Annotated in this window: 13 protein-coding genes; 7 read left to right on the top strand and 6 right to left on the bottom strand. The window is 69.9% G+C overall.

The annotated features are described in order from the left end of the window. Window positions 1-71: 71 nt before the first annotated feature. The 4 genes from CIK81_RS03415 to CIK81_RS03430 all read left to right on the top strand — a co-directional run bounded on the left by CIK81_RS03415 (window position 72) and on the right by CIK81_RS03430 (window position 3,997). On the top strand, window positions 72-1,460 hold the full coding sequence (locus CIK81_RS03415) for an ABC transporter substrate-binding protein (protein WP_096164715.1): 1,389 nt from the start codon (window positions 72-74) through the stop codon (window positions 1,458-1,460). After that, a complete protein-coding gene (locus CIK81_RS03420) occupies window positions 1,457-2,281 on the top strand; it encodes a glycerophosphodiester phosphodiesterase family protein (RefSeq protein ID WP_241963915.1) in 825 nt (274 codons plus the stop codon). The genes CIK81_RS03415 and CIK81_RS03420 overlap by 4 nt, the downstream gene beginning before the upstream one ends. Further along, window positions 2,278-3,048 carry a glycerophosphodiester phosphodiesterase gene (locus CIK81_RS03425; RefSeq protein ID WP_096164714.1) on the top strand — a complete coding sequence of 257 codons (771 nt, stop codon included), beginning with the start codon at window positions 2,278-2,280 and terminating at the stop codon, window positions 3,046-3,048. Before CIK81_RS03420 ends, CIK81_RS03425 begins: the two co-directional genes overlap by 4 nt. Before the next feature lie 211 nt (window positions 3,049-3,259). Then, the gene (locus CIK81_RS03430; protein WP_096164713.1) at window positions 3,260-3,997 is read left to right on the top strand and encodes a glycerophosphodiester phosphodiesterase family protein; all 738 of its coding nucleotides are present in this window, start codon (window positions 3,260-3,262) and stop codon (window positions 3,995-3,997) included. 98 nt (window positions 3,998-4,095) lie between these two features. Here CIK81_RS03430 and CIK81_RS03435 read toward each other — a convergent pair whose 3' ends face one another. The 5 genes from CIK81_RS03435 to CIK81_RS03455 form a co-directional block, all read right to left on the bottom strand. Further along, complete coding sequence (locus CIK81_RS03435; RefSeq protein ID WP_096164712.1) at window positions 4,096-5,721, bottom strand: extracellular solute-binding protein; 1,626 nt, start codon at window positions 5,719-5,721, stop codon at window positions 4,096-4,098. Window positions 5,722-5,724: 3 nt separating this feature from the next. Then, window positions 5,725-6,489: a YesL family protein gene (locus tag CIK81_RS03440; protein WP_096197021.1), complete on the bottom strand. Its 765-nt coding sequence runs from the start codon at window positions 6,487-6,489 to the stop codon at window positions 5,725-5,727. After that, window positions 6,486-7,445 (bottom strand): carbohydrate ABC transporter permease, encoded by a 960-nt coding sequence (locus CIK81_RS03445; RefSeq protein ID WP_096164710.1) that lies wholly within the window; start codon window positions 7,443-7,445, stop codon window positions 6,486-6,488. The genes CIK81_RS03440 and CIK81_RS03445 overlap by 4 nt, the downstream gene beginning before the upstream one ends. 4 nt (window positions 7,446-7,449) lie before the next feature. After that, window positions 7,450-8,418: a sugar ABC transporter permease gene (locus CIK81_RS03450; RefSeq protein ID WP_096164709.1), complete on the bottom strand. Its 969-nt coding sequence runs from the start codon at window positions 8,416-8,418 to the stop codon at window positions 7,450-7,452. Window positions 8,419-8,595: 177 nt separating this feature from the next. After that, window positions 8,596-9,783, bottom strand: coding sequence for an ROK family transcriptional regulator (locus tag CIK81_RS03455; protein ID WP_096164708.1), 1,188 nt, complete (start codon window positions 9,781-9,783; stop codon window positions 8,596-8,598). 276 nt (window positions 9,784-10,059) lie between these two features. On the opposite strand from CIK81_RS03455, the gene CIK81_RS03460 reads away from it, so the two are divergent. Together CIK81_RS03460 and CIK81_RS03465 are read left to right on the top strand one after the other, a co-directional pair. Continuing rightward, a complete protein-coding gene (locus CIK81_RS03460; protein ID WP_114328629.1) occupies window positions 10,060-12,465 on the top strand; it encodes a beta-N-acetylglucosaminidase domain-containing protein in 2,406 nt (801 codons plus the stop codon). Between the two features lie 35 nt (window positions 12,466-12,500). Then, complete coding sequence (locus CIK81_RS03465) at window positions 12,501-13,052, top strand: TetR/AcrR family transcriptional regulator (RefSeq protein ID WP_096164706.1); 552 nt, start codon at window positions 12,501-12,503, stop codon at window positions 13,050-13,052. Window positions 13,053-13,065: 13 nt separating this feature from the next. Here the strand turns inward: CIK81_RS03465 and CIK81_RS03470 are convergent, their stop codons facing one another. Then, on the bottom strand, window positions 13,066-14,328 hold the full coding sequence (locus CIK81_RS03470) for an MFS transporter (protein WP_114355375.1): 1,263 nt from the start codon (window positions 14,326-14,328) through the stop codon (window positions 13,066-13,068). A 278-nt stretch (window positions 14,329-14,606) separates the two neighbouring features. Between CIK81_RS03470 and gdhA the strand changes: the two genes are divergently transcribed. Next, window positions 14,607-15,950 (top strand): NADP-specific glutamate dehydrogenase, encoded by a 1,344-nt coding sequence (gdhA, locus tag CIK81_RS03475; RefSeq protein WP_096164704.1) that lies wholly within the window; start codon window positions 14,607-14,609, stop codon window positions 15,948-15,950. Window positions 15,951-16,076 lie beyond the last annotated feature (126 nt).

Raw genomic sequence — 16,076 nt, forward strand, 5'->3', positions numbered from 1 at the left:
CTTGCAATCTGTCCCGCACCTCCAGCCCCTCCCGTTCCTCCCGCTCGATCCGTCACCAAGGAGCCACCCGCATGTCTCGCACCCTCCACACCCCCTCCCGTCGCCACCTGCTGGCCGCCATGGGCCTCGGCGCCGGTGCCGCGGGGCTCGCCGCCTGCGGTGCACCTGCCGGTGGCGACGAGGCCTCCGGCCCCGTGCGCGACGGCTTCACCCAGGCGGACCTCACCGTGCCCGGCGAGTACGAGGGCCGCACGCCGATCCTGTTCTGGGCACCGTTCACCGGCGACACCTACGCGGTGCTCGCCCAGCTGTTCCAGGACTTCAACGAGTCGCAGGACGAGATCGTCGCGATCGCGGAGTCCGTCGGCAGCTACGCGGACCTGAACCAGAAGTTCACCGCGGCGCTCCAGGCGCGCGCCGTGCCCGACATCGTCTGCTTCCCCGAGATGCAGTGGCTCCAGTTCTACTTCTCCGACGCGCTCGCCCCGTTGGACGACTACTTCGACGACACCTGGAGCCTGGACAGCTTCCTGCCCAACTACATCGCCGAGGGCAAGGCCGCCGGAAAGACCTACGTGGTGCCCTTCGCCCGGTCCACGCCGCTGTTCTACTACAACAAGTCCCGCTACATCGAGGCCGGGCTGCCCGAGGAAGGGCCCTCCACCTGGGAGGAGCTCGCCGAGTTCGCCCCCGAACTGGCCACGTTCGACGTGGACGGCCGCCCGCTGTCCGCGCTCGCCCTCTCCGGGGACGCCTGGCACGGCCAGGCCGACATCTGGGGCTTCGGCGGCGCGAACTCGACCGACGGCTTCGAGGTCACGATCAACGGCGACGCAGGCATCGAATGGCTGGAGTGGCAGCGCCAGTTCATCAGCGACGGGTTCGGCTACCTCGCCAAGGATGCGAGCACCGACTTCTCCTCCGGCATCGCCGCGGGCATGCGCGGATCGACCGCCGGCCTGACCGGCACGACCGCCGCCACGGAGGGCGTGTTCGAGCTCGGCACCGCGTTCATGCTCTCCAAGGAGGGCGAGGACAAGGCGGTCCCGACCGGCGGCTCCGGCCTGTCGATCGTGCGCAGCGAGTCGAAGGAGCGCCAGGACGCCTGCGCGGAGCTGTTCCGGTTCCTCGGCGGCGCCGAGCAGTCCGCGACCTGGCACCTCGGCACCGGCTATGTGCCGATCGTCAAGGAGGCCGCGGAGACCTCGCAGGTCAAGGAGCAGGTGGCGAGCAACCCGAACTACGGGGTCGCCCTGGACCAGCTCGCCAATGCCCGCACTGCGGACTACACCAACTGGAACCAGGGTGCGGTCACCGAGATCTCGGCCGCCCAGGCGGCGGTCTACGGCGACGGCACCCCGGCGAAGGAGGCCCTGGACGCCCTGGCCCCGACCCTGCAGGAAGTCCTCGACGACAACCGTGAGGACTACGAGTCCATCGCGTTCGAGGGCTGGAAGTGACCGCCCCCGCGCGCACGCCGGGCCCGACCGGGACCCCGCAGGTGCGCCTCGACCTGCCTGCACTGGTGGGTCACCGCGGCGCCGCCGAGGTGTCCCCGGAGAACACCGTGGCGTCCTTCGTGCGCGGCATCGCCGAGGGCTCCCGGCTGCTGGAGTGCGATGTGCACCTCAGCAGCGACGGCGTGGACGCCGTGATCCATGACGCGACCATCGATCGCACCGCGCAGGAGGACTCCCCGCTGCGCACCGGCGCCGTCGCGGACCTCACCCGCGCGCAGCTGGACCGAGTGCTGGTGGGGGAGGGGCAGCACATCCCCACCCTCCGCCAGGTGCTCGACGCCGCAGTGCGCGAGGACGGCGCCCGGGTGCCGCTGCTGGTGGAGATCAAGGCCCCGGCAGCGGCCCGCCCGGTCGCCCGGATCCTCACCGAGTACTTCGGCGAGGAGACCTGGAACGCGCAGGCCTGGAAGGATGCGAGCGCCACATCGGCCCCCGCCCACGTGATCTCCTTCCATCCCGAGGCGCTGCGGACCGCCGCGGAGGAGAACCCCCGCATCCCGCTGCTGCTGACGACCACCGCCACCTCGCCCGAGTTCTTCGAGACGGCGCGCGAGCTCGGGGTCTCCCAGGTCGGGGTGCGGATCGCGGACGCCCGTCAGGCCGATGTCGAGCGGGCGCGGGACCTCGGCGTGCGGCTGAACCTGTGGACCGCTCGCTCCGAGGAGGAGCTGGCGCGGGCCCTCGAGCTCGGCTGCGACTCGCTCACCGTGGACGACCCCGCCTGGGCGTCCGCCCGACTGGAGGAGCTGGTGCAGCCATGACCCGACGTCGACCCCACGCCCCGCTGATCACCGGTCATCGCGGTGCGGCGGCCGTCGCCCCGGAGAACACCGTCACGGGTTTCCGCCGCGGTGTCGCCGACGGGGCCGACCAGCTCGAATGCGATGTGCACCTCAGCCGCGACCGGCGCGACGTGATCATCCACGATGCGACCATCGACCGCACCGCGCAGGAGGACTCCCCGCGGCGCACCGGAACGGTCGCGGACCTCACCCGGGCCGAGCTCGACGAGGTGCTGGTGGGGGAGGGCGAGCACATCCCCACACTCCGCCAGGTGCTCGATGCCGCGGTGCGCGAGGATGGCACCCGCGCCCCGGTGCTGGTGGAGATCAAGGCCCCGGCCGCCGCAGCGCTCGCCGCCCGGATCCTCACCGACACCTTCGAGGCCGCGGCGTGGTCCTCGGATCAGCCGGCCCCGGCCCGGATCATCTCCTTCCACGCCGATGCCCTGCGCATCGCGCTCGAGAAGGCGCCCGACGTGCCGCGCGGGCTGCTCGCCAGGGAGCTCTCGGACGAGGTGCTCGATGCCGCGATGGAGACGAAGGCCGAGATCCTCGGCATCCGTCTGTCCGACGTGCGGGACGGAGATTTCGAGCGGATCCGCGGGGTGGGCCTGACCCCGTCGGCCTGGGCCGCGCGCAGCGACGAGGAGATCCGCCAGGCGATCGACCTCGGCGTCCCCGAGATCGGCGCCGATGATCCGGCCCGCGCCCGACGGGTGGTCGAGGAGCACCTGGACGGGCAGTGAGCCCTCCGCCCGAATCTCGAGAGCCCTCCGCGCCTCGGGAACCCTCCTTGCTCCGGCACGTCAGCCGATGCCGCGAACAGGCGCGGCGCGCGTCGGAGCGCTGCGCCCGGTGTGACCCATAGCACCGATAGGGTGCAACAACTCCCACGGTCCGCCGTGAGCACCGGCCGCAGCACCAGCGGCCGGAGATCCGTCCCTCACCAGGAGAGTCATGTCTGAGCAGCCCACCTCGTCCGCGCAGCGCCCCGCGATCGTCGGGCACCGCGGAGCCTCCGCGCACGCGCCCGAGAACACCCTGGCGGCCTTCCGCCGCGGCATCGAGGACGGCGCCCAGCTGCTGGAGTGCGACGTCCACCTGAGCGCGGACGGCCAGGTGGTGGTCATGCACGACGAGACGATCGACCGCACCGCTGCTGCGGACTCCCCGCTGCGCACGGGCGCGATCGGTGACCTCACCCGGGCCGAGCTGGACACCGTGCTGCTGGAGGATGGCGAGAAGGTCCCGTCGCTGAAGGAGCTGCTGGAGATGACGACCGTGCCGGTCTTCATCGAGGTCAAGATCGCCGCCGCCGCGAAGGCCGTGGCCGAGCAGCTGCGCGCGCTGCCCGCCGGCTCCCCGGCGGCCGCCTCCACGGTGATCTCCTTCCACGCCGACGCACTCGCCGAGATCCGCCGCACCACCGACACCCCCGTCTCCTATCTCGTGGAGCAGGTCGGGGAGAAGGAGCTGGCCACTGCCAGAGAGCTCGGTGCCGCCGGGATCGGCCCCTCGGTCAAGGGGCTCTCGCTGCGCGCCGCCGCGGCCGCGCGCGAGGCGGGGCTGGCGGTGAACCCGTGGACGATCAACTCGCCCGAGCAGCTTGACGTCGCCCTCGCCTGCGGCGTCGCGTCGGTGACCACCGATGACCCGGCATGGGTGCAGCACGAGCTGGACGTGCGGGGCCGCTGAGGCGGAGCACGCCCAGGGGCCCTGCCCCACCGGCCCCGAAGGCGAGGGCGCCGATCCTGCTGATCGTCGGCGCCCTCGCCCTTCGTGCGGGAAGGGGCTCAGCCGTTCCTCCTGTCGTGGGACGCCTGGTGCGCCTGGACGTACTCCTCGAGCCCCATGTTCTCGAACTGGGCCACGTAGTCGTCCCACTCGGACAGGGGCTTCTTCCCGGTGATGAAGGCCGACCGGGACTCCTCCAGATGCTTGGTCAGGTCGTTGCCGACCGAGCTGAGCATCAGCGACTCCTCCTCGGTGAAGGTGAACTTCGGCCAGACCTCCTCGAGGGCGTACGGCTCGACGAGCTCGGAGCCGGCGACGGCCTGATCCGTCGTCTCGACACCGCGGAACCAGGTGTCGTTGGCGAGACCGGGATAGCGGCCGCCGAGGTAGAGGGCGTAGGGCTCGAGACCCTCGTCGATGGAGCCCGCCTCGGTGATCTCCGGCAGCAGCTCGTAGCGGCCGTCGACCTCTTCGTAGCTCTCTCCCTCGATCCCCATGAAGAACGCCTTGGCGCCCTCGTCGGAGAACCACCAGTCCATCCAGCGTGCGAGCTCGACCGGATGCGAGCAGCGATCGGTCATCGCGAACTGCCCGATCGAGGCGACCTCCGAGCGCACTGCGTGCCAGGCAGGGTCAGGATTGCCCTCGCGCGTGAGCGGAGCGAGAGCGGTGTACGCCTCGCCCTCCTTCCCGAAGAACCCGGCGGGCGTCTGCGTGTAGGTGCTGCCGACCAGCCCGTCGGACCCCAGAGCGTTCACCTTCTGGGCGTCGGTGCTGAAGATGTCCTTCATGATCAGGCCGTTGGAGTACAGCTTGTTCAGGTAGGTGAGGAGGTCGCGGTATCCGTCGGTGACCGGGTAGAAGCGGACGGTCCCCGGGGAATCGGGATCCTCGTCGATGGTCCCGACGTCGGTCCCCTGGTTGCCGATCTCGAAGGTCCCCAGCAGCGCTTCGATGAGGGTGTTGATCCCGTCGGCGACGAAACCGTTCCCGGCCCCGGCCTCCTTCGGGCCGTTCTTGACGGACTCCTCGAGGTAGGCCTCGTAGGCGTCGAGCGAATCGGGCGTATCCATGCCGAAGCGGTCGAGCCAGTCCTGCCGGACCCACAGCTTGAACATGTACCTCATGCCGAGGAACTCGGGGTCGTAGATCTGCGGCAGGGAGTAGATGTGGCCGTCGGGCTGCGTCAGCCCGTCGCGGATGGTCGGATTCTCCGTCATGATGCCGGAGAGGTTCGGCATGTACTTCTCGATGAGGTCGTCCAACGCGATGAACGTGCCCTGCGAGGAGTACTTGGCCAGGTCACCGTTGCTGATGCTGGTGCGGTAGAAGGCCTCGGGGTACTCGCCGCTCGCCAGCGAGAGGTTCTGCTTCTCCCCGACGCCGTCCAGGGGGACGAGACCGAAATCGATGTGGAGGTTGGTGGTCTCCTCGGCGAGCTTCACGCAGGCGACGTCGTCCCAGTCCTCCGCCGTCGTCGGCGGGCGGCCGGACATCAGCGAGATCGTCGTCTTCTCCTTGACGATCTTCGGATCGTCGGTGTCGGTGATGACGTTCTCGTCGGGGGATTCGATGGCTCCTTCGGTGTCGATCTCGTCGTCTCCGCCGCCGCACGAGGTGAGGGCGAGGGTCGAGGCCAGGGCGGCGCCTCCGGCGAGGGCTGAACGTCGGGTGATGGGACGCATGGGTCAGATCCTTTCGGGGATGGTCGTGCCAGTCGTGCCAGTCGTGCCAGTCGTGCCCGTCAGCGGGCGCGGGGGCGAGGAGGAAGGAGGCGGGTCGTCATCGGGGGCGACGGATACCCGGGCCAAGCACCAGGCGCCGACGAGCAGCGGGACCGATGCCCCGCACACGGGCAGCAGACCCGGCCACCTCGCCAGCACCAGGGCGACGGGCCAGACGATCCATGTCGCGGCCATCAGCACGGTGAGCACGGGCCGGGAGACGGCCACGGCGAGCGCAGCGGTGAAGACGCGGGCGACGCCTGGTGCGCGTCCGCTCTCGCGCTCGCGCAGCTCCGCCGCGCTCAGCCAGATCAGGTGCGGGATGATCGCGGCCATGACCAGCAGGCCGACCAGACATGCGCCCTGGGCCCCGGCGGCGAGCAACGGGGGCCCGCTGCGTGAGAGCAGCCATGTCAGGGCCAGCGCCCCGACCAGAGCGCCGGCCAGGAGGGCGACCCGGTTGGCGGGCCACCAGCAGCGTCGCCAGATGGACGTCATGACGTGGGGGACGGAGTGGACCTCCTGCCCCCGTGCCCACGTGGCGGCGACCTGATGCGCGGCGACGGTCGCGGGGCCGATCCCGAGGAGGATGCCGCCTGCAAGGCTCAGCAGCAGCCACCAGAAGTTCAGCCAGACGAGCCGCACCACCCAGCCCAGCAGCCGATCGATGCCCGCGAGCAGGCCGCCGGAGCGGGGCGCGGTCCACGCGGTGCGAGAGGCCGTGTTCATTCCTTGACCGATCCGATCAGCACGCCCTGGGTGAAGAAGCGCTGCAGGAACGGGTAGATCACGAGCAGCGGCAAAGACGAGACGATCATGACCGCGTATTTGATCAGGGACGCCAGTCGCAGCTGTTCGGTGAGCGACTCCGCGGAGTCGCCGTCGCCACCGCCCTGCGAGGCGTCCTGGGAGACGACGAGCAGCTCGCGCAGGACGAGCTGCAGGGGATATTTGTCGCGGTCGGAGAGATAGATGAGCGCGTTGAAGTACTCGTTCCACAGGCCTACGCCGTGGAAAAGTGCCAGGGTCGCGATGATCGGCGCGGACAGTGGGATCGCGATCCGGAAGAACACCTGGAAGTCGCTCGCGCCGTCGACCTTCGCGGACTCGTTCAGCTCCTCCGGCACGGTCTGGGTGAAGAAGGCTCGGCCCACGAGGATCGCCCAGGCACCGGCCGCTCCCGGAAGGATCACCGCCCACAGGGTGTCCAGCATCCCGAGGTCCTTGACCAGCAGGTAGGTAGGGATGAGACCGCCGGAGAACAGCATCGTGAACAGGATGTACCAGGTCACGAGCTTGCGGCCCACGAACTGGGTGCGCGACAGCGCGTAGGAGCACGGCAGGACGATCGCGAGATGCACGGCGACGCCGACGAGCGTGTACACGATCGTGTTGCGGTAGCCGATCCAGATGGAGGACTCCGCGAAGACGCGTCGGTACCCGTCGAGCGTCATGTCCACGGGCCACAGCCACACGCGCCCGGTGTCCACCGCCTGCGGGTCGGAGATCGACGCGATCATGACGAACCACAGCGGGTAGCCGATCACGAGGATCACGACGATCAGGAAGACGATGTTCACGCGGTCGAAGCGACGATCGCTGATCCGTCGGACGGGACGGTGCAGGATCGCGCTCCCGTCGAGCGGCGCTTTCGCAGCGGGGTTCTGTCGGGTCGGGAGGCTCATGGCATCACCACAGACTGGTATCGGAGATACGGCGAGCCAGGTGGTTCACGCCGACGATCATGAGGATGTTGATGACCGAGTCGAAAAGCCCCACCGCGGCGGCGTAGCTGTACTGCCCCTGCAGCAGACCGGACTTGTAGACGAAGGTCTGGATGATGTCCGAGGTCTCGGCGTTCAGCGAGTTCGACATGAGCAGGACCTTCTCGAAGCCGACTGACATGAACGAGCCGAAGTCGAGGATGAACAGGATGACGACGGTCGGCAGGATCGCGGGGATGTTCACGTGGCGGATGCGCTGCAGCCTGGTCGCCCCGTCGACCTCTGCGGCCTGGTGGAGCTCCGGGTTCACCCCCGCGAGGGCCGCGAGGTAGATGATCGTCCCCCACCCGAGCGACTGCCATACGCCCGACCAGACGAACAGGTGGCGGAACCATCCGGCCTCCTGCATGAAGGGGATCGAGTCGATCCCGATGAGCCCGAGGAAATGATTGGCGATCCCGATGCGTGGATCGAGGAAGGCGACCATCATTCCTACGACCACGACGACGGACACGAAGTGGGGGGCGTAGGTCAGGGTCTGGGCGAAGCGCTTGAAGAAGCGGTTCTTCACCTCGTTCAACGACAGCGCCAGGATGATCGGCAGCGGGAAGAGGAGCAGCTGGTACAGGCTCAGGCCGAGGGTGTTGCGCAGCAGCCGCCAGAAGTAGAACGAGCTGAAGAAGCGCTGGAAGTGTTCGAGGCCTACCCACTCGCTGCCCCAGATGCCCTTCGAGGCGATGAAGTCCTTGAACGCGATCTGGACGCCGTACATGGGGACGTACTTGAAGACGAAGAAGAAGACGACGGCGGGCAGGACCAGGATCCACAGCTGCCATGAGTTGCGGACCCGGCGACGGAAGCGTCCGCCGCGCCGAGGGAGAGCCTGCGCCGGCTGCGTGCCGACGGTCCGGCCCGGCGCGATGACGCTGTTCATCGATCGACCTTCTTCCGCTCGGCGCGCACCGGAGTCGGCGTGCTGCGACCCCTCCGGGCTGCGGTGACCGGACGGGCAGCAGCACCCAGGGGTGATTTCGCACACACGATATGCAAATGACTTACGTAATGCAAGACGCGGGGGCGGCGGGCTCGGACGTCGGGGCGGCCGGTCGGACTAGGCCAGCGGCGCGCGCGGGTCGAGGATCTGAGGAATCGGAGGGTCGTCGACCTGCAGTGTCGTGGTGAGGACGTCGCGCAGCGCAAGGGTGAGCGCACCGTGCAGCGTCGCGTCCTGCCCCCGTTGATCGGTGAGGATGAGCGGGGCGTCGCCGATGGTGGTGCGCTCGGCCAGTCGCTCGCGCAGGCTCTCGAGTTCGGCCGGCCCGGTCGTCGCAGGCGGTCCGTCGATGATGAACGCTTGGGGATCCAGCATGTAGCGCATGGCGAGCAGGATGTCGACCAGGGCGTCCTGGAGGACGGCCAGCCAGCCGGCATCGAGCGTGCCGTCCTCGAGTCCGAGGGCGATGCGTCGGAACTCGACCTCCAGCCCGTCATGGCGGAGGGTGCTGGGCACGAGTCCGACGTGGGTGAAGCTGTTGTCCTCGCCGAGCGTGAGGTGGGCGCCCCGGCGCAGATGGCCGCCGAGGACGACGGCCGGGCGCAGATGGCCGTTGTCGGTGAGGTAGACGAAGTCGTGCAGCCCCTGGGCGGAGCCGTCGTGCATCGCCGCGAGGGCGCGCAGGTTCATGTCGTTCTCCACTCGAACCTGCGCCGTGGGGAACCGTGCGGACACGATGTCGCGCAGGGGGAGACCGGTCCAGGAGGGGATGATCCGCGAGAGTCGGACGGTCCCCGAGGGGTCGACGATGCCCGGCACCCCGAGCACGACGGCCAGCGGTCCACCGGTGCCGCAATCGTTCGCGACCTCGTCCATGAGCGCCTCGACGGATCGGAACACCTGCTCCAGGCGGATGTCGTCGTCGACGTGCTCATGGGGCAGATCCTGGCGGCCGTGCACTCGACCGGTCGTGCTCGTGCAGATGATGTGGGTCGAGAGGGGGCGCACATCGATGCCGACGAGTCCGGGGGTGCCCGGGCCGCGTTCGTACTGCACCGCCGGACGCCCTGCATCGGAGGCGCGCAGTCCGGCGGCGCGGATCAACGAGTGGGATTCGAGTCCGTCCAGGGCGCGGCGCACGGTGGGCCGGCTCGCGGAGAGCCCTTCCGAGAGCTCGGTGATGGTGCGGGGTCCCGAGTCGACGACCCTGCCGAACAGCTCGGAGCTCAGTGCGCGGAACGCCTCGGTGATCTCCGGTGCGGGGCCTCGGGGTCGGGGGGATTTCTCGGAGTCTGACCTTTCCATGCGATGCACTCACTCCATCTCCGGGGGCGCCTGCCACAGTGCCGTCGCGAGGTCGAGAACGGTTTCCGCAAGGTACCTCCGGCCGCGAGGGTGGTCAAGAATTCGCGGCGGCGCCGACGACCCTGTTCGGGCCCGGCGCTGAGAACCCGAGACCCGTGCCCTCCTTCCTGGTACGTTGGGCGGGACCCTATGGCGCACGTCACAGCATCGTGGTGTGCGTCGTCCCGCGTCCCCCACCCCGCGCCTCCTGCTGCGAGGCCTCGGAAGGTCCCTGTTGTGAATCGATACACTGCCGGTCATCAGCTCCTGCCCGCCTCCTTCACCCGCCGTGCCGCTCTCGGACTCGGCCTCGCCGCCGGAGGCGCGATCGCGCTCCCGATGAGCGGTGCGCTCGCCGCCGGCGAGGGCTCCCGCCCCGGCGACCGCGTGGTGCGCCCGCAGCCCAGCGCCCTCGAGCGCACCGAGCGCGAGGTGGCGCTCGGCCGCACGGTCTCCGTGATCGTCGGCGAGGACACCGACGAGGTCGCCCTGCAGGACCTCACGGAGCTGCTCGAGGCCAACGGCTGCACGGTCGCGACCGTCCTCGCCGACGACGCGGGCACCACCGCCTCCGGCACCCGCATCCACCTCGGCAGCCCGGAGGACAATCCCACGCTCCCCGCCGCCCTGGAGGTCGTCGGCGTGCCGGGCCCGGAGGATCTCGCGGCCGACGGCTACGTGCTGGCCGCGGCGAAGGACAAGGGTGCCGTGGTGGTCCTCGCCGGGCACGACGCCCGCGGCACCTACTACGCCGTCCAGACCCTGCGCCAGCTCCTGGCCGGCGGCACCCGTCTGCCCGCCGTGCAGGTGCGCGACGAGCCGCTCATGGAGATCCGCGGAGCGATCGAGGGCTTCTACGGGATCCCGTGGTCCCATCAGTCGCGTCTGGACCACTTCGCCTTCTACGGCGCCCACAAGCTGAACACCTACATCTATACGCCGAAGGACGACCTGCTGCTGCGTTCGAAGTGGCGCGAGCTCTACGCCGGCGAGGATCTCGACCAGCTCGCCGAGCTGGTCGAGGCCGCGAACGCCCATCACGTGGACTTCACCTTCGCCCTCTCGCCCGGCAACGACATCACCTATGGCAGCGACGAGGACTTCGAGGCCACCGTCACGAAGTTCGAGCAGCTGCGCGAACTGGGCGTCTCCAGCTTCTACATCGCCCTGGACGACATCCCCACCGAGCTCGGCGAGGACGACGCCGCGCAGTTCAGCTCCCTCGCCGAAGCCCAGATCCACTACCTCAACCGTGTGCAGACGGACTATGTCGAGGCCCATGACCTCGCCCCGCTCCAGACCGTCCCCACCCATTACTCGGGATCCGACCCGAGCGACTACAAGACAGAGTTCGGCAGCAGCGCCCACCCGGAGATCCGCATCCAATGGACCGGGGAGGGCGTCTTCTCGCCGTCGATCACGGAGGAGTCCGTGGTCACCGCGGTGGCGTCGTACCACACGGAGCACCTGTACATCTGGGACAACTTCCCGGTCAACGACGGCCGCCGCGACCGGCTGTTCCTCAATCCCCTCGAGGGCCGGGCGCCGACCCTGCACGAGCATCTGGCCGGTTTCACCGCCAACCCGATGATCGAGCCGTACGCCTCGCTGATCTCGCTGGCGAACTACGCCGACTACTGCTGGAACCCGCCGGTCTACGACGCCGAGGACTCCTGGGAGGCGGCAGTGGACGAGCTCGCAGGATCCGCGCCGGAGGTGCGCGAGGCCCTGCGCGTGTTCACGGATCTCCACCAGAACTGGCCGTACCGCGAGGGGTCCCCGTCGGCTCCCGCGCTCACGGCCGACGTCGAGGCCTTCTGGGCCGGGTACGACGAGGGCGAGGACGACTCCGCCCTGGTCGCCCGGCTGGAGGCGATCGTCGACCTGGAGAGTTCGCTCGCGCCGATGGCCTCGGCCGGCTTCTACGAGGACACCCTGCCGTGGATCGTCGCCGGCGGTCACTGGGCCCGCGCCCTCCTCGCCCAGCACGAGATGCTCCTGGCGCTGCTCGAGGACCGGCTCGAGGACGCCTCGGATGCGGCGGCGGAGGTGGCGCAGCATGTGGCCGCCGCCGGCGAGGCGACCGTCCCCGACCAGCGCGAGGACGGCGTCTACAAGGAGGATCAGATCGTCCCGAGCGTGGGCGACGGCGTGTTCGAGGGCTTCCTCGCCCGTGCCTGGGAGGAGCTGCGCGAGGTGCTCCCCGAGGACCCCTCCCTGCCCTTCCGCGGCCTGCCGGGCACGGCGACGACGACGCTGGACACCTACCAGGACTACGCCGTCGAGCGGATCGTCGACGGGGACCTGGCGACCATGTTCTGGTCCAGCAGGGCCCCGAAGGTGGACGACGTGGTGCAGGTCGAGCTCGACGGGTCCCATCCGATCCGGGCCGTGAAGGTGCAGATGGCCGGGAGCGACACGACCGCGGGCGATCAGATCCACGAGGGCGTCCTCGAGCTCTCGGCCGACGGGGAGAGCTGGGAGGAGGTCGGGGCGACCGACGGCACCCCCGTGCTCGAGGTGGCGCTGGACGAACCGGTCGACGCCCGGTTCGGCCGACTCCGCGTGACCGGGAAGAATCCGAGCGGTCAGTGGGTGCAGATCCGCGAGTTCGGCCTGGCGGAGACCGCGCCGTCGTCCTGACGTGCGTGCCTCCGGGCTCCCGCTAGGGTCGGTGCATGCCAGCCCGCCCCCGTCGCCACGATCCGCAGCGCCGTGATCGCATCATCGACGCCTGTCTCGACGTGATCGCGGACCACGGCGTCGCGGGCACCTCGCATCGTCGGGTCGCGGCGAGGGCGGATGTGCCGCTGGGGTCGATGACCTATCACTTCGACGGGATGGACGACCTCCTGCGCGAGGCCTTCCTGCGGTACGCGGACCAGGGTGCCGCCGTGGTGGAGCGCCGCATGGCCTCCGCCACGACGCTCGATGAGGCGCTGGACGCGTTCGCCGTGAACATCGACGAGGACGTCTTCGGGACCCAGCGCGATCTGGTCATCAGCCAGGAGCTCTACACCCTGGCGGCCCGTCGGCCGGAGTTCCGGGACATCACCAGCGGCTGGATGGCGCGCACGCGGGCGACGCTGGCCGCCTTCGTCGACGCCGACACCGCGGTCATGCTCGACGCGCTGAACGAGGGCCTCGCCCTGCATCGCGCGCTGCACACCGATCCCTCGGCCGCCGCCCTCATCCGCGGGGCGCTGGGGCGCCTGGCCCGCCCCGACTGATCGCGCGCGGGCCTCACACCGCCGCAGAGATCTGCTCGGATTTCTGGTGAGCGCCTCGGCGCCGGCCGCTCAGCACCCCGGAGAACACGAGGACCAGGATCCCGGCGACGGGAAGCACCAGCAGACCGGTGCGCAGGCCGGCGTGGTCCGCGATCAACCCGACCAGCGGTGGCGAGACCAGGAACCCCAGCCGCATCAACCAGGACACCACGGTGAGACCGGTGCCGTGACGGAGACCGGGGAGGTCGTCCGCCTCCTGCATCGCGGCCGGCACGAGGGTCGCGCTGCCGAGTCCGGCCAGGGCGAAGCCGGCGATGGTTCCGGGCACGGAGGGGACTGCGAGGGCCGTGGCCATGCCGACGGCGATGACCCCGCCGCCGGCCCGGGCGACCGTGCGCTGCCCGAAGCGGTCCACCAGCGTGTCCCCGAGCAGCCGGCCCACGAACTGCGCTCCGACCAGGGCGATGAAGCCCGTCGCCGCGATCGCCGCCGGGGCGCCGAGATCCCGCGAGAGGTAGAGCGTGGCCCAGGAGTTCCCGGAGTCCTCGACGAGCGTGCCGCCGATGGCGATCACGACCAGCGCGCCCAGCAGGAACGCGGTGCGGCCGCGGCCGGGGCGCATCACGCGGGCCGACGTGGCTGCTCCCGCGGTGCCCGCTGCTCCCGACGCGCCGTCGGCTCCCACCGCGGAGGCGGGGTTCTCCGGATCCTTGCCCGGCAGGGCGAAGCGGAGCGCCACCAGGGCGGTCACGGCGAACAGGGTGCCGGAGACCGCCAGGTGCACCCGCAGCGGCACCTCGAGCGCGATCGCCGCGGCGGCCATCGAGCCGCCGAGCACCGCGCCGATGGACCACACGGCGTGGAACGAGTTGATGATCGAGCGTCCGTAGCCGCGCTGCACCCTCAGGCCGTGGGCGTTCTGCGCGACGTCGGTGATCGCGTCGCAGGCGCCGGCGACCAGCAGGGCGAGGGCGAGGGCGGCGGCCACCGGGGCCCAGGAGGCGGCGATGAGCCCGAGCGCCGTGAGGATCGTGCCGACGACTGCGAGCGGGGCCGAGCCGAATCGGCGGATCAGGGTTCCGGCTCCCAGCCCGGCGAGGATCGCGCCGGCCGGGAACGCGGCGAGCACCAGGCCATAGGTGGAGTTCGCCAGACCCAGCTCGCCCTTGATCTCCGGATACCGGGGCAGGATGTTCGCGATCAGGGCGCCGTTGGTGAGGAACATGGCGGCGACGGCCCCCCGGGCACGACGCACCTCGGGGAGGGCAGCAGTCATGCGTACGAGCGTACGCAGCGGCGCTGCGGGATGTCGACAGTGATCCTCGACTCTCTTCACCGCGAAAGCGTCCGGCCAGCAGAAATCCCGGCCGAGCAGGGACTTCTGCTGATCTGGACCAGAAGTGCTCCCGGCACCTGCCCACCGCTCGGACTCCGTATTCCGACATCTGGGATGACTGCGTACTCTGGAACGGCTCTGACCGCAGGGCGCCGCGGGCGTGCCACGCCTGCAGTCGCCGCAGACGCCCCTCTCCAGAGGACCCTGAAAGGACCGCGATGATCGATTCGATGCTCCAGAACACGTATGACCAGGTGCTGCACCGCAACCCGGGTGAACCCGAGTTCCACCAGGCAGTGCGTGAGGTCTTCGAGTCGCTCGAGTACATCCAGGGTCGCCACCCGGAGTACAACGATGAGGGCATCATCATGCGCCTGTGCGAGCCGGAGCGTCAGATCATCTTCCGCGTCCCGTGGGTAGACGACGAGGGGACCGTGCAGATCAACCGCGGCTTCCGCGTCGAGTACAACTCCGCCCTCGGCCCCTACAAGGGCGGCCTGCGCTTCCACCCCTCGGTGAACCTCGGCATCGTGAAGTTCCTCGGCTTCGAGCAGATCTTCAAGAACTCCCTGACCGGCCTGCCCATCGGCGGCGGCAAGGGTGGCTCCGACTTCGACCCGCACGGCCGCTCCGACGGCGAGGTCATGCGCTTCTGCCAGTCCTTCATGACCGAGCTGCACCGCCACATGGGCGAGTACACCGATGTTCCCGCCGGTGACATCGGTGTGGGCGCCCGCGAGATCGGCTACCTCTTCGGCCAGTACAAGCGCCTCACCAACCGCTACGAGGCCGGCGTGCTCACCGGCAAGGGCCTGGACTGGGGCGGCTCCCTCGTGCGCAAGGAGGCCACCGGCTACGGCGCCGCCATCTTCGCCGACGAGATGCTCAAGGTCCACGGCGCCGCAGTCGACGGGCGTCGGGTCTCCGTCTCCGGCTCCGGCAACGTCGCGATCTACGCGATCGAGAAGATCAGGCAGCTCGGCGGCACTCCCGTGACCGCCTCGGACTCCTCCGGCTACGTGGTCGACGAGAAGGGCATCGACTTCAAGCTGCTCCAGCAGATCAAGGAGGTCGAGCGCGGCCGCATCGCCGAGTACGCGGAGCGTCGTGGCGACAGTGCCCGCTTCGTGGCCGGCGGCAGCGTCTGGGACGTCCCCGTCGACATCGCGCTGCCCAGCGCCACCCAGAACGAGCTCGGCGTCGACGCCGCTCGCACCCTGGTCAAGAATGGTGTGCGCGCGGTCTCCGAGGGCGCGAACATGCCCTGCACCCCCGAGGCCGTCTCGGTGTTCCGCGAGGCGGGCGTCGCCTTCGGGCCCGGCAAGGCCGCGAACGCCGGCGGCGTCGCGACCAGCGCGCTGGAGATGCAGCAGAACGCGAGCCGTGACGCCTGGAGCTTCGAGCACACCGAGGAGCGCCTCACCCAGATCATGAAGGGCATCCACACGACGTGCGTGGAGACCGCCGACGAGCTCGGCCGCCCCGGCGACTACGTGGTCGGCGCGAACGTGGCCGGCTTCCGCAAGGTCGCCGACGCCATGATCGCCTTCGGCGTCATCTGAGCCGACACCTCCTGGTCGCGCCGCCGGTCCGTCCGGCGGTCGACCGATGACGGGCCCTTCCGTGCCGTTCCCTGCGCGTGTGCAGGTCGGCGGCACGGGAGGGCCCTCGTGCGTGCGCCTGTGCAT

Source organism: Brachybacterium sp. JB7, assembly GCF_003335205.1.
In the GTDB taxonomy this organism is placed as follows: Bacteria; Actinomycetota; Actinomycetes; order Actinomycetales; family Dermabacteraceae; genus Brachybacterium; species Brachybacterium alimentarium.

What these genes read in the sequence shown, in the direction of transcription:
- CIK81_RS03435 (WP_096164712.1), bottom strand. Translation starts at nt 5,721, where the DNA reads ATGCGTCCCATCACCCGACGTTCAGCCCTCGCCGGAGGCGCCGCCCTG.
- gdhA (WP_096164704.1), top strand. Translation starts at nt 14,607, where the DNA reads ATGATCGATTCGATGCTCCAGAACACGTATGACCAGGTGCTGCACCGC.
- CIK81_RS03430 (WP_096164713.1), top strand. Translation starts at nt 3,260, where the DNA reads ATGTCTGAGCAGCCCACCTCGTCCGCGCAGCGCCCCGCGATCGTCGGG.
- CIK81_RS03445 (WP_096164710.1), bottom strand. Translation starts at nt 7,445, where the DNA reads ATGAGCCTCCCGACCCGACAGAACCCCGCTGCGAAAGCGCCGCTCGAC.
- CIK81_RS03450 (WP_096164709.1), bottom strand. Translation starts at nt 8,418, where the DNA reads ATGAACAGCGTCATCGCGCCGGGCCGGACCGTCGGCACGCAGCCGGCG.
- CIK81_RS03465 (WP_096164706.1), top strand. Translation starts at nt 12,501, where the DNA reads ATGCCAGCCCGCCCCCGTCGCCACGATCCGCAGCGCCGTGATCGCATC.
- CIK81_RS03440 (WP_096197021.1), bottom strand. Translation starts at nt 6,489, where the DNA reads ATGAACACGGCCTCTCGCACCGCGTGGACCGCGCCCCGCTCCGGCGGC.
- CIK81_RS03425 (WP_096164714.1), top strand. Translation starts at nt 2,278, where the DNA reads ATGACCCGACGTCGACCCCACGCCCCGCTGATCACCGGTCATCGCGGT.
- CIK81_RS03455 (WP_096164708.1), bottom strand. Translation starts at nt 9,783, where the DNA reads ATGGAAAGGTCAGACTCCGAGAAATCCCCCCGACCCCGAGGCCCCGCA.
- CIK81_RS03470 (WP_114355375.1), bottom strand. Translation starts at nt 14,328, where the DNA reads ATGACTGCTGCCCTCCCCGAGGTGCGTCGTGCCCGGGGGGCCGTCGCC.
- CIK81_RS03415 (WP_096164715.1), top strand. Translation starts at nt 72, where the DNA reads ATGTCTCGCACCCTCCACACCCCCTCCCGTCGCCACCTGCTGGCCGCC.